The organism is Micromonospora sediminimaris (genome assembly GCF_016863575.1).
Taxonomy (GTDB): Bacteria; Actinomycetota; Actinomycetes; order Mycobacteriales; family Micromonosporaceae; genus Micromonospora; species Micromonospora sediminimaris.
The window spans coordinates 411,778-424,258 of record NZ_BOPD01000002.1; the positions used below are offsets into that span (position 1 = coordinate 411,778).

At 70.9% G+C, this 12,481-nt stretch carries 10 protein-coding genes; 6 read left to right on the plus strand and 4 right to left on the minus strand.

Going from position 1 to position 12,481, the window contains the following annotated elements:
- Window positions 1–172: 172 nt before the first annotated feature.
- The 3 genes from Vse01_RS01835 to Vse01_RS01845 are packed head-to-tail and all read left to right on the plus strand — an operon-like array spanning window position 173 to window position 3,868.
- The gene (locus tag Vse01_RS01835; RefSeq protein WP_232511099.1) at window positions 173–1,837 is read left to right on the plus strand and encodes an extracellular solute-binding protein; all 1,665 of its coding nucleotides are present in this window, start codon (window positions 173–175) and stop codon (window positions 1,835–1,837) included.
- 43 nt (window positions 1,838–1,880) lie between these two features.
- Entirely contained in the window at window positions 1,881–2,888 is a 1,008-nt protein-coding gene (locus tag Vse01_RS01840; protein WP_093402372.1) for an ABC transporter permease, read from the plus strand.
- Window positions 2,885–3,868 (plus strand): carbohydrate ABC transporter permease, encoded by a 984-nt coding sequence (locus Vse01_RS01845; RefSeq protein WP_093402373.1) that lies wholly within the window; start codon window positions 2,885–2,887, stop codon window positions 3,866–3,868. The genes Vse01_RS01840 and Vse01_RS01845 overlap by 4 nt, the downstream gene beginning before the upstream one ends.
- 72 nt (window positions 3,869–3,940) lie before the next feature.
- On the opposite strand, the gene Vse01_RS01850 is transcribed toward Vse01_RS01845, so the two are convergent.
- On the minus strand, window positions 3,941–6,289 hold the full coding sequence (locus Vse01_RS01850; protein WP_093402374.1) for a TIM-barrel domain-containing protein: 2,349 nt from the start codon (window positions 6,287–6,289) through the stop codon (window positions 3,941–3,943).
- 160 nt (window positions 6,290–6,449) lie between these two features.
- On the opposite strand from Vse01_RS01850, the gene Vse01_RS01855 reads away from it, so the two are divergent.
- On the plus strand, window positions 6,450–8,474 hold the full coding sequence (locus Vse01_RS01855) for a beta-galactosidase (RefSeq protein WP_373870613.1): 2,025 nt from the start codon (window positions 6,450–6,452) through the stop codon (window positions 8,472–8,474).
- A 157-nt stretch (window positions 8,475–8,631) separates the two neighbouring features.
- On the plus strand, window positions 8,632–9,813 hold the full coding sequence (locus Vse01_RS01860; RefSeq protein ID WP_093402493.1) for a phosphotransferase: 1,182 nt from the start codon (window positions 8,632–8,634) through the stop codon (window positions 9,811–9,813).
- A 38-nt stretch (window positions 9,814–9,851) separates the two neighbouring features.
- On the opposite strand, the gene Vse01_RS01865 is transcribed toward Vse01_RS01860, so the two are convergent.
- Window positions 9,852–10,502 (minus strand): LysE family translocator, encoded by a 651-nt coding sequence (locus tag Vse01_RS01865; RefSeq protein ID WP_093402375.1) that lies wholly within the window; start codon window positions 10,500–10,502, stop codon window positions 9,852–9,854.
- Between the two features lie 130 nt (window positions 10,503–10,632).
- Here Vse01_RS01865 and Vse01_RS01870 point away from each other — a divergent pair, with 130 nt between their 5' ends.
- A complete protein-coding gene (locus Vse01_RS01870) occupies window positions 10,633–11,091 on the plus strand; it encodes a DnaJ family domain-containing protein (protein ID WP_170863345.1) in 459 nt (152 codons plus the stop codon).
- 112 nt (window positions 11,092–11,203) lie between these two features.
- Here the strand turns inward: Vse01_RS01870 and Vse01_RS01875 are convergent, their stop codons facing one another.
- Both Vse01_RS01875 and Vse01_RS01880 read right to left on the minus strand, forming a co-directional pair.
- The gene (locus Vse01_RS01875; protein WP_093402376.1) at window positions 11,204–11,407 is read right to left on the minus strand and encodes a cold-shock protein; all 204 of its coding nucleotides are present in this window, start codon (window positions 11,405–11,407) and stop codon (window positions 11,204–11,206) included.
- Between the two features lie 311 nt (window positions 11,408–11,718).
- The gene (locus Vse01_RS01880; protein ID WP_093402377.1) at window positions 11,719–12,039 is read right to left on the minus strand and encodes a MerR family transcriptional regulator; all 321 of its coding nucleotides are present in this window, start codon (window positions 12,037–12,039) and stop codon (window positions 11,719–11,721) included.
- Window positions 12,040–12,481: the final 442 nt, after the last annotated feature.

Here is a 12,481-nt window from a genome sequence, read left to right on the forward strand (position 1 = left end):
TGTCGCGGCGCGCGTCCATCATCGCGTACCGCGCTGGCGGGGCCGACCAGGCCGCCAGCGCTGTCTTGTGGGACGGATTGCCGTCGATTAGTTTGTTCGGCTAGAACCCCAACTAATCCTAGCCGGAGTCCCCCGCTCCGCAAACCGTTATCGACGACGAAGGGAGTGCGCCGTGACGCCTTCTGCGCGCACATCCACCGACCGCCGGACCATGCTGCGGCTGATCGGCCTCGGCGCCGCCGCGACCGTGGGCGGCGGCGCCCTGGCCGGTTGCAGCAAGGAGGCCGGCAGCCAGGGCAGCGCCACGAACGCCGACGCCATCAAGGCGGTGCTGCCCACCTACAAGCCGGCCGAGCTGCTCAAGCCGGACATCCCCGGCGAGGGCCCGATCCCGCACGGCTACCTCAGCTACCCGCGCGAACTCGTCGACGCGGTCACCGAGACACCCGGCCGGGGTGGTCCGCCGATCCAGACGATGAGCCCCTGGTGGGGGCCGACCCCGCCGCCGCTGGGCCGCAACTCCTACCTGGGCGCGGTGAACGGCAAGCTCGGCGTGGAGGTCAACCCGAGCCTGCAGGACGGCCTGACCTACGCCGACAAACTCAACGCCATGCTCGGTGCCCGCGACGTGCCGGAGCTGCTGTCCGCGCCGAACTGGGAGGTGGACAAGGTCGCCCGGTTCTCCGACGCGGTCAAAGCGTTGTTCACCGACCTGACCGACCACCTTCAGGGCGACAACGCGGCGAAGTACCCGTACCTGGCGGCGCTGCCCAGCGGCGCCTGGGAGTACTCGGTCTGGGGTGGGCGGCTCTACGCCGTGCCGTTCCCCACCGACGGTCCGTTCGCGTGGGCCATGTTCTACCGCAAGGATCTGCTCGGCGCCGCCGGCCTGGCCACCCCCACCAGCCCCGACGAGCTGTACGAGTTCGGCAAGAAGGCCACCGACCCGGCCAAGGGCGTGTGGGCCTTCGGCAGCGTCTTCGAAATGATCCAGCAGTACTTCGGCTGCAACCAGACCTGGCGCAAGAAGCCCGACGGCGGTCTGCAGCACAAGTTCGAGGACCCGGCGTTCGAGGCGGCGCTGGCGTTCACCGCCCGGCTGTTCGCCGAGGGCCTGGTACACCCGGACACGGCGGAGAGCAAGGGCGAGGACGAGAAGCAACTGTTCAACTCCGGCAAGATCCTCATGTACCGTGACGGCCTCGGCGCCTGGCAGGGCATGCAGAGCGAACGGGTCAAGGAGCTGCCCACCTTCGACATGCAGCCGCTGCCGGTCTTCGGCGCGCAGGGCGCCCAGCCGGTCATCTGGGGCAGCGAGAAGCCGATCTTCTACACCTTCCTCAAGAAGGACCTGCCCGCCGAGCGGGTCGACGAGATGCTGCGGGTGCTCAACTGGTGTGCCGCCCCGTTCGGCAGCCGGGAGTTCGAGCTGCGCGAGTACGGCGTGGAGGGACAGCACTTCACCCGGGGCGCCGACGGCACGCCGGCGCTCACCGAGCTGGGCCGTAAGGAACTCGGCGCGCAGTACACCCACATCGGCGGCCGGGTGCCGGTCAAGGTGCGCAGCGGCGACACCCCGAACTACGTGCAGGACTACATCGGGTACTACCGCAACCACATCGGCCAGATGGAGCAGGACCTGTTCGCCGGGATCAAGCTGGAGCTGCCGGCGAACTGGTCGAAGATCATCCAGCCGACCGAGGACAAGATCCGCGACATCCTGCGCGGCCGTCGCCCGGTGAGCGACCTGGCCCAGGTGCGCAAGGAGTTCCTCGACACCGGTGGCGAGGAGGGCCGCGCGTTCCACGAGAAGGCGCTCGCCGACAACGGCCGATGAACGGACGAAGGAGCGTGCCGCCGACCGGTGCCGGGGTGCGGTCGTGAGCGCCCCCGGCGCCGTCGACACCCGGCCACCCGCCGGGCGTACGCCGTCACCGCGGCGTCCCCGGCGGGGTGGGCGGCGCAGCCTGCGGGTCCGGCTGCGCCGCGACTGGCCGCTGCTGGCGATGGCCGCACCGGCGGCGGTGCTGCTGCTGGTCTTCCACTACCTGCCCACGCTGGGCAACATCATCGCCTTCCAGGACTACAACCCGTTCGTCGGCGACGACCCGCTTGACGCGTTCCTCAACAGCGAGTGGATCGGCTTCGGCAACTTCGAGGCGCTCTTCCGCGACCCGCTGTTCTGGGACGCGGTCCGCAACACACTGAGCATCACCGCCTTCCAGCTGGTGTTCTTTTTCCCGCTGCCGATCCTGCTGGCGCTCATCCTCAACAGCGTGGTCTCCGGGCGGCTGCGCGGCTTCGTGCAGAGCGTCGTCTACCTGCCGCACTTCTTCAGCTGGGTGCTGGTGGTGACGTTCTTCGTGCAGATGTTCGGCGGAGCCGGACTGCTGGCCCAGGAGATGCGCCAGGCCGGTCTGGAGCCCTGGGGGATCATGACCAACCCGGACACGTTCATCGTGCTGGTCACCGCCGAGGCGGTCTGGAAGGACCTGGGATGGGGCGCGATCGTGTTCCTGGCCGCGCTGTCCGCCATCGACCAGAACCTGTACGAGGCGGCGGCGGCCGACGGGGCCGGCCGGTGGCGGCGGTTGTGGCACATCACCCTGCCCGGACTGCGTCCGGTGATCGTGCTGCTGCTCATCATGCGGCTCGGCGACGCGCTCTCGGTCGGTTTCGAGCAGTTCATCCTGCAACGGGAGGCGGTCGGCCGGCAGGCGGCCGAGGTGCTCGACACGTTCGTCTACTACCAGGCGATCAGCACCCAGCAGTGGGGGCTCGGCGCCGCGGCGGGCCTGTTCAAGGCGGTGGTCGGGCTGGTGCTGATCCTCACCGCCAACAAGATCGCACATCGGCTCGGTGAGCAGGGGGTGTACTCCAAGTCATGACCGCACAGCTCAGTGGGGCCGGCCCGGTACCGGCGGCACCGGCCACTGCGGGGCCACCCGCGCCACCGCCACGGCGACGTCACCCCGGTCGTCCGGTGTGGGCGGGCCGCCCGTCGACGTCGCTGACCATCGGCAAGGGGGTCGTGCTCACGCTGCTGGTGGCGGCGGTGCTGGTGCCGCTCTGGGCGGTGCTGGTCACCAGCCTCGCCTCACGCGGCACCATCGACGACGCGGGCGGCATGGTGATGATCCCTCGGGAGTTCGACCCGTCGGCGTACATCACCATCTTCAGCGGCGGCGACGTCACCCGGGCGGTGTGGGTCAGCACCCTGGTCACCGTGTTCGGCACCACGGTCAGCCTGGTGCTCACCGTGCTGGCCGCGTACGGGCTGTCCCGGCCGGGCTCGGTGGCCCACCGTGGGCTGCTGTTCTACTTCCTGCTGACGTTCCTGATCTTCCCAGGGCTGGTGCCGAGCTACCTGGTGGTGACCGGGCTGGGCCTCAAGGACAGCCTCTGGTCACTGATCCTGCCCAGCGCGATAAGCGTGTTCAACCTGGTGGTGATCCGCGCGTTCTTCATGAACGTGCCGGCCGAGCTGCTCGACAGCGCCCGCATCGACGGCGCGGGGGAGTTGCGCATCCTCACCCGGATCGTGCTGCCGTTGTCCAAGGCGGTGATCGCCGTGGTCGGGCTCTTCTACGCGGTCGGCTACTGGAACGTGTACTTCAACGCGGTGCTCTACATCGACTCCAACGACAAGTTCCCGATCCAGCGGGTCCTGCAGAGCTACATCCTGGCCGGGCAGTCACCGAACGTCTCCGGCGCGTCGGTGAACCTGCCCGGGGTGACCGCGTACCCGCCGACGCTCGCGGTCAAGATGGCGGTGGTGGTGGTGACGGTGATCCCTGCGGTGATCATCTACCCGTTCGTGCAGCGGCACTTCACCAAGGGCGTGATCACCGGCGCGGTGAAGGGCTGACCCCCACGCGGATCGCGGCCCCGTACCCGCGCGGTGCCCGACTCCGTCCAGTCGGGCACCGCGCGGGTACGGTCAGCCCGGTGCGGGGAAGAGCCCCGCGAAGGGCAGGACGGTCACCGCCGCACCGTTGAGCAGCGACCGGGCCGGTCGGTCGGCGTCGCCGACCCCCGCGAGCGCCAGCTGCCCCACCAGCAGCGGCCCCCGGGTCTGGATCCGCAACTCGTCGCCGTCGCGGACCGCCTCGATGATCGTGTCGCCGTCCACGTCGTGCACGACGGTCCGCCCCTCCACCGCGCCCCAGCAGACCAGGGTGACCTCCCGGAACGGCCCGTCGCCGACCGTGGCCTGCGGCGCGACCAGCGGCAGCAGCGCGCCCCGGCGCACGTACAGCGGCAGCCGGGACAGCGGCAACCGCACCCGCAGGTGCCGGCCACCCGGGTGCAGTTCGCCGGTGGCGGCGTCGAACCAGTCGTCGCCGACGGGCAGGTACACGTCCCGCTCGCCCGAGGCGTCGGTGACCGGCGCGACCAGCAGATCCGTCCCGAGCCGGTACTGCAGGTCGGTCGTCCAGGCCGTCGGATCCTGCGGGGTGTCGACAAGCAGGGCCCGCATCATCGGTACGCCGGTGCGGGCCGCCTGGACCGCCGCCGACCAGAGGTACGGCATCAACCGGTAGCGCAGCCGCAACGCGGCCACCGCGAGCCGTTCCGCCTCGGCGGGAAACTCCCACGGCAGCCGGCTGGTGGTGCCGTGCAGCCGCACCAACGGCGACAGCGCGCCGAACTGCGACCAGCGTACGTAGAGGTCGGGTTCAGGGGTGCCGTGGAAGCCGCCGGTGTCGTGGCTCCAGAACGGCACCCCGGACAGGCCGTGTGACAGGCCCCCGCGCAGCGTGCTGGCCAGGGCCGGCCAGGTGGCGTTGACGTCGCCGCTCCACTGCGCGCTGTGCCGCTGACCGCCCAGGTAGGACGAGCGGGCCCACACCGCCCGGTGGCCGGCCACCTCCTCGGTGACCGCGGCGACCACGTCGTTGAAGAGCAGGGCGTAGACGTTGTGCAGCTCGACGCCGCTCATCCCGTTGTGCGCCACCGCGTCGGCGGGCACCCCCTCGGCGAAGTCGGTCTTGAACACCGCCACCCCCTGCCGCAGCAGGGGCCGCAGCAGCCCGGTGAACCAGTCCACCGCCGCCGGGTTTGTCAGGTCCACGATGGCCGAGGCCGGGTAGCTGCCGTGCCACACGTCGGCGACGTACGTGCTGCCGTCGGGTCGGCGCAGGAAGTAGCCGGCCGCGTCGGCCTCGGCGTAGAGCGGGCTGGCCGTCATCAGGTACGGATTCATCCAGAGGCAGACGCGGAAGCCCTGCTCGGACAGGGTCCGCAGCATGCCGGCCGGGTCGGGAAACGCCTCGGTGTCCCAACGTAGGTCCGACCAGTTGCCGGCCACCTGCCAGTAGCAGTCCAGGTGCAGCACGTCGCAGGGGATGTCGCGTTCGCGCAGGCGCCGGGCCCGCTCCAGCACCCGTTCCTGGCTGTCCGGGTAGAAGCCCGAGGAGACCCAGGTGCCGAAGGCCCAGCGCGGCGGCAGGTACGGCTGCCCGGTCAGCTGGTGCAGCCGGTCGAGCACCTCGGCGGGGGTCGGTCCGGCCAGCACGTAGTAGTCGAGCAGGTCGTCGGGGACGAGGATCTGCACGGCGCTGTGGGTGGACTGGCAGACGTCGAACTGCACCGGCAGCCCGCTGTCGACCAGGACGCCGTAGCCCCGGTTGGACAGGTAGAACGGCACGTTCTTGTGCGCCCGGTCGGACTCGCTGCCGAAGGCGTCGAAGTTCCACATCAGAGCCCGCTGGCCACGCTTGTCCAGTGGGGTGAACTTCTCACCGAAGCCGACGAACCGCTCGTCGCCGGGGGCGACGAAGCTCTCGTGCCAGGCGACCCGGACCCCGTCGCTGGTCGAGTGTCCGAACGGGAGGGTGCGTTGCCGGCCGCTGATGTCGATCGTGCCCGGATCCTGCTCCAGCAGCAGCGAGCCGTCGGGGCGCAGGAACCGGATGTGCCACGGGTCGAGCCGGATCTCGGCGATCAGCGCGCCGGCGTCGATCCGCAGTTGCCGGTCGTCGACGGTGACGGTGGCCGGGTGGGGACGGGGATGCGTCAGCGGCATCAGCCGGGCCGACCGGCTGCGGGCCTGCGGATCCTCGGCCAGGCGTACCCGGATCATGCCGTCGCCGGCCGCGTCGATGCGCACCACCGCCGTCACCCCGTCGGCCAGCACCGCCTTGACGGTGGCGCCGTGTGCGTCGGTGCCGGCGATCTCGGCCCGGCTCACCATGGCCGGTCCGCCCTCACCGGGGGTGCGCACCGGCAGGTCGGGTGGGTCGGCGACGAAGGTCTCGTAGGGCACCAGCGGCGGTCTGTACGGCATCAGCTCTCCTCGGCGGCGTTCGCGGCGGTGCCGACAGTTTCTTTAACTATCCAACGAACTGTCAACGATGATGATGAATGCAATCCACCTTCGACATGTTGACATGCGCAGTGATGATCCATAGTTTGGATGCATCCCCAACTAAACCGGTGGGCTGGTGATGGTGATGTGGACCGACGGCCCGCTCTGCTACGGCGGCGACTACAACCCCGAGCAGTGGCCGGCGCAGGTCTGGTCCGAGGACGTGGCGCTGATGCGCCAGGCCGGAGTCAACCTCGTCACCGTGGGGGTGTTCGCCTGGTCCCGGCTCGAACCGGCACCCGGCCGGTACACCTTCGATTGGCTCGACCAGGTGCTCGACCTGCTGCACGGCGGGGGCGTACGGGTCGCCCTGGCCACCCCCACCGCCTCGCCACCACCCTGGTTCTCCCTGGCCCATCCGGGCGCGCTGCCGGTCACCGCCGACGGGATCCGGCTGCACCACGGCAGCCGGGACACCTACTGCGCCGCCACCCCCGCCTACCGCGACGCCGCGCTGCGCATCACCACCGCCCTGGCCGACCGGTACGCCCACCACCCGGCGCTGGCCGGCTGGCACGTGCACAACGAGTACGGCACCACCTGCCACTGCGAGCACACCGCCCGGGCCTTCCGGCGCTGGCTGACCACCCGCCACGGTGACCTGGCCGCCCTCAACGACGCCTGGGTCACCAGCTTCTGGAGCCAGCACTACTCCGACTGGGCGCAGATCAGCACCCCCCGGGCCACCCAGTACCTGCCCAACCCCGGCCACCTGCTCGACTTCCGCCGCTTCTGGTCGGACACCCTGCTCGCCGCGTACACCGAGCAACGCGACCTGCTGCGGGCGGCGAACCCGGCGCTCACCATCACCACCAATTACGTACTCGGTGACTGGGTGCCGGTCGACCACGCCCGCTGGGCCACCGAGGTCGACCTGGTCGCCGTCGACCACTACCCGTCCGCCGTCGACGGCGGCGCCGAGGAACAGACCGCGCTCGCCGCCGACCTGGCCCGTGGTTGGGCCCGACACGCCGCCCACCGGCGCCCCGGCTCGCCGCCGGCGGGCGGCGCAGCGGCATGGCTGCTGATGGAGAGCGCACCCAACCAGATCCACACCGCCGGACGGATGCACACCAAGGAACCGGGTCGGATGCTGCGGCACAGCCTCGCCCACGTGGCCCGCGGCTCACACGGTGCGATGTTCTTCCAGTGGCGGGCGCCGGTCGGCGGTGCCGAGCGCTTCCACAGCGCCCTGGTGCCGCACGCCGGCCCGGACAGCCGGGTGTTCCGGGAAACCGTCGCACTCGGTGCCGCGTTGCGGCAGCTCAGCGAGGTCCGGGGGAGCGTCGAGGCGGCCGTGGCGCTGGTGGTCGACGCGGCCAGCGGCTGGGCGCTGCGCCACCCGGGCCTGCCGTCGGCCCTGCCGGATTACCACGACGAACTCGCCGCCGCGCACCGGGCATTGTGGCGCAGCGGGTACGCCTGCGACACGCTCACCCCGGGCGACCCTGTCGACGGGTACCGGCTGCTCGTCCTGCCGGCCCTCTACCTGATCGACGACGACGCCGCCGAATGGCTGCGCGGCTACGTCGACGGCGGCGGGCACCTGCTGGTCACCTACCTCAGCGGCGTCGCCGACGAGCACGCCCGGGTACGCCTCGGCGGCTACCCCGGCGCCCTGCGGGAACTGCTCGGCGCGTACGCCGAGGAGTTCCACCCCCTCGACGCGGCCGACCAGGTCCGACTCGACGACGGCGGGACCGGGCGGATCTGGGCCGAGACGCTGCGCCTGACCGGCGCCGACACCGTCGTCTCCTACACCGGTGGCGTACTCGACGCTATGCCGGCCGTCACCCGGCACCGGGTCGGCGCCGGCACCGCCTGGTATGTGTCCACTCGCCTCGACGACACCTCCTACCGGCGGCTGCTCGACACCGCGGCGCGGGCGGCCGGCGTCACCACCGTCTGCCCCGACGCACCCGAGGGCGTCGAGGCGGTACGCCGTCGCGACGGCGCGGCGAGCTGGCTGTTCCTGCTCAACCACACCGACCACGAGCAGCGCGTACCCGCGAGCGGAGTGGATCTGCTCACCGCGACGCCGATCGAACGGGCGGTCACCCTGGCGCCCGGCGGTGTCGCGGTGCTCCGCGAGCACAAGGGTTGATCCGTCGGCCGGAGCTGGCTAATCTCGCACCAGCGCGTCGGGAACGCGCCGAGACTCGCCGGTAGGCTCGAAGCCACCCCCACACACCACCTGTCGAGCGACGGACACCGAAGCTCAGTTCCGCCCGTGCGAGTCCGGGCGAGCAATGAGGTGCCGTGTGAAGACCCTGCCCGACAACCCCAGCCTCGACCACCTGCGTCAGCAGGCCAAGAACCTGCTCGCCGGTCTGCGCGACATCGAGCCGGCCGCGACGCTGACCACCGCTCAGGCCCGGCTGGCCGAGCAGTACGGCTTTCCCACCTGGGCAGCGCTGAAGACCGAGGTCGCCCGGGTGCGGGGCCGGGCCGAGATCGCCGAGGTTTCGCTGGCCCGCGCGATCGCCGCCAAGTACGGCCTCGGCGACGTCGTCGGCGAGATGCGCACGGTCGCCCGCGCCGACGACATGGGGCGTCGCTGGTCGCTGGTGACGGACCGGGGCCGCTGGGCGGTGCGGACGATGGACACCTGGTGGCCCATCGTCGACGCCGAGACCGACGTGGCGTTGCAGCAGGCCGCCGCGGCCGCCGGTGTCCTGCTGCCCGCGCCGGTGCGCAGCCGTGCGGGCCGCATCGTCGAAACCATCGGCGGGCACCGTTGGCGGGTCTACGAAGGGCTGCATTCCGGGCCACCACTGCTCGCCCCGGCCCGTTCGTCGCTCACCCGCGCGGTCGGCGGGGTCCTCGCCACGATCCACGGGCTCGGCCTGCCGGTGGATCGGATCAGCCCGTGGCACGGCACCCGGCTGGCCACCGCGAGCTGGCCTGAACTCGCCGCCGTCGCTGCGGCTCGCCAGGCCAGCTGGGCTGGGGCGCTCGACGCCACAGTGGCCACCCTGACGGACCTCGACGGCATCGGCAGCGACACCGGGACGCCGGACCCTGTGCTCTGCCACAACACCCTCGGACCGGCGAGCACCCGGCTGGCCACCAACGGCCGCCTCGTCGTTGTCGGCTGGGAACATGCCGGTGGTCAACCGCCGAGCTGGGAGCTGGCCAACGCACTGCTGGACTGGGCCGTGGTTCCCGGTGGGGAGGTCAACGTGGCCGGCGCCCGCGCGTTGCTCGACGGGTACCGCGCGACGGCGGACGCCCTGCCGCCGCTGGACCTGGCCGCGTTCCGGGGCGCGGTCACCAGCCTCGCCAACTACGTCTCCGGCCAGGTGATCGCCGCCCTGGACGCACCCGACGACGAGGAGCGGCGGTACGCTGACCGCAGCGTCGCGCACCTGCTGTCGCACCTGCCCACCCGCGCGGTCCTGGAGAAACTGCTGGACGCGGCCATCGGGGCGGTACGCCGCTGACCTTGACCGGGCGGCCCAGCCGGTGGCGGTGCGCAGGTTCAGCCGGTGGCGACGGCGGCGCGGGACCGGTCGGCGGCGATCCGCACCGCCATCGCCGCCAGGACCGTGCCCATCAGCATCCGCTGTACGCGCAGCCACAGCGGCCGCCGGCTGAGGAAGCCGGCGATGCCACCGGCGGTGAGCACGATGAGCGCGTTCACCGTCAGCGCCACGGTGATCTGGGTCAGCCCCAGCAGCAGGCTCTGCCCAGCGATGTTGCCGCGTGCCGGGTCGATGAACTGCGGCAGCAGCGACACGTACAGGATGGCGATCTTCGGGTTGAGCAGGTTGGTGACCAGACCCATGGTGAACAGCCGGCGGGCCGGATCCGGTGGCAGCGGCGCCGGGTTGAACGGCGACTGTCCGCCCGGGCGCAACGCCTGCCACGCCAGCCACAGCAGGTACGCCGCGCCGGCCAGCTTGACCGCGGTGTACAGCGCCGGCACCAGCACGAACACGGTGGCGATGCCGGCGACCGCGGCACCCAGATACACCGCGAAACCGGCAGCGACCCCGAGCAGCGAGATCAACCCGGCCCGCCGGCCCTGGGTCACCGACCGCGACACCAGGTAGACCATGTTCGGCCCCGGCGTCAGCACCATCCCGAGGGCGACCAACGCGATGCCGACGATTCCCGCCGTACTGACCATGCCCGTGCCCCCCGTCCCACCGTGTGTCTGAGCCTAGGGCACCGGGGAATGCCGGTCGGGCCCGTGACGCTGCGCCATCGGGAGACGGTGGTCACGCTACGGTTGGCCCGGGGAGGTGGCGACGGTGGAGATGCGGTGGGAGGCGTCGGTCGAGGCGCAGATCCGGTCGGCGCAGGAGCGAGGCGAGTTCGACAATCTGCCCGGCGCAGGCAAGCCGATCGCCGGCCGGGGCGTGCCCTACGACGAGTCCTGGTGGATCAAGAGTTTCCTGGAACGCGAACAGGTTCCGACCGACCTGCTGCTGCCCACTCCGCTGCTGCTGCGTCGCCGCATCGAGCAACTCCCCGACGAGGTCCGGGAACTGCCCACCGAGCAGGCGGTGCGGGCGGTCGTGGCCGACCTCAACGCCGAGGTGCTGGCCTGGCTGCGTAACCCGTCCGGCCCACGGGTCGTGGTGCGCCCGGTCGACGCCGACGCGGTGGTGCGGCGGTGGCGGGACGAGCGGCGCAAGAGCGTCTCGCCGGCACCCGTCGCCGAACCGCCGGTCCCGCGACGACGGTTCTGGTTCCGCCGCCGCCGGGCCACGTGACGGGCCGGCGTGAGCCATGAGCGGACGAGGTGACCGGCCCGGCGGTGACGTGACGCGGACATGCCGAACGGCGGCCCGCTGAACCAGTCGGGTCGCCGTTCGCAGGACGAGATCAGAGCGGGCGGATGTTCTCCGCCTGCGGGCCCTTCTGGCCCTGGGTGACGTCGAACTCCACCCGCTGGTTCTCGTCGAGGCTGCGGAATCCGCTCGACGAGATCGCGGAGAAGTGGGCGAAGACATCGGCGCCGCCGCCGTCCTGGGCGATGAAGCCGAAGCCCTTGTCGGCGTTGAACCACTTCACGGTACCTGTAGCCATGTCTGCTCCTTCGCAGGCTGGTCGAGACCGCGGTGTGCGGACTCTTACGCCGCCGCGTTGATCGCCCGCGCCGAACCGACACGACAAACGAAAAGCGCCGGACAGGTTTCAGATAACCCATCAGGCGCCGGAAACGTCTACGGAAATCAAAACTGCAACGGAATGACCGTAGCACAGGCGACCCGTAGCGGTCCCGATGTCCTGGCTGTATCCCTGGTCTTAGCGGCGCGGTACCCCGCCGGTGTCCGCAGGTTCTTCGGGACACGACAGACGGTCCCTCCCGTGATGGGGAAGGACCGTGCGGCGTGGAATCAGGCAGCGCCGGGCTGCTGGCGGCACTTGTGGTCCCGGTTGTGCTGGAGGGCTTCTTCGAGCTGGTCTTCGAGAATGATGATCCGGCAGGCGGCTTCGAGAGCGGTGCCGTGGTCGACCATCTCCCGGGCCCGGGCGGCCAGGCGCAGCTGGTAGCGGGAGTAGCGGCGGTGTCCGCCGCCGGAGCGGAACGGAATGATCAGTTTCGCCTCGTCGAGGCGGCGCAGGAAGTCCTGCGAGGCGCCCACGATCTCGGCGGCGCGGCCCATGGTGTAGGCGGGGTAGTCGTCGTCGTTGAGCATGTCGTCCGATTGGGCCATACATACCTCGTCATGAACGAGGGCCCCGGCGCAGAACGCGCCGGGGCCCAGGGTTACGGGTTGAATACACCATCTACCGACAGGTTCGTCGGGTTCTCGTGTCCGCACCGCGCCGCTGCGGGCATGCGGTGCGCGGATCGCATAAGCGTGACCGGAGACCACCTCACGTTCGATGGGGCAACGGCGTCCACCGCAGAACTGGCACTACGTCCTGACGGCGGGCGATCCAACGGCGTCCAGCCCTCCCTTTCCTCTTCTTCCACTGCCTGCGGTGCTGTCCGCCGATGTCGGAGCCTCACGCGACTTCATGGCCCCGCACACGTGCGGCGGATCCTTGCTGCGTCAGGCGGAGCCCCGAACCTGCGTCGGCTCCCCCTGCGGTTGCCCTGACCTGGAGTTACGTCAAGGTCTTGTCGTGCATTTGCGGTGTTACGTGCGGTGC

Coding starts and splice junctions, on each gene's coding strand:
- Vse01_RS01845 (WP_093402373.1), top strand. CDS start 2,885: ATGACCGCACAGCTCAGTGGGGCCGGCCCGGTACCGGCGGCACCGGCC.
- Vse01_RS01880 (WP_093402377.1), bottom strand. CDS start 12,039: ATGGCCCAATCGGACGACATGCTCAACGACGACGACTACCCCGCCTAC.
- Vse01_RS01855 (WP_373870613.1), top strand. CDS start 6,450: ATGGTGATGTGGACCGACGGCCCGCTCTGCTACGGCGGCGACTACAAC.
- Vse01_RS01875 (WP_093402376.1), bottom strand. CDS start 11,407: ATGGCTACAGGTACCGTGAAGTGGTTCAACGCCGACAAGGGCTTCGGC.
- Vse01_RS01850 (WP_093402374.1), bottom strand. CDS start 6,289: ATGCCGTACAGACCGCCGCTGGTGCCCTACGAGACCTTCGTCGCCGAC.
- Vse01_RS01870 (WP_170863345.1), top strand. CDS start 10,633: ATGCGGTGGGAGGCGTCGGTCGAGGCGCAGATCCGGTCGGCGCAGGAG.
- Vse01_RS01865 (WP_093402375.1), bottom strand. CDS start 10,502: ATGGTCAGTACGGCGGGAATCGTCGGCATCGCGTTGGTCGCCCTCGGG.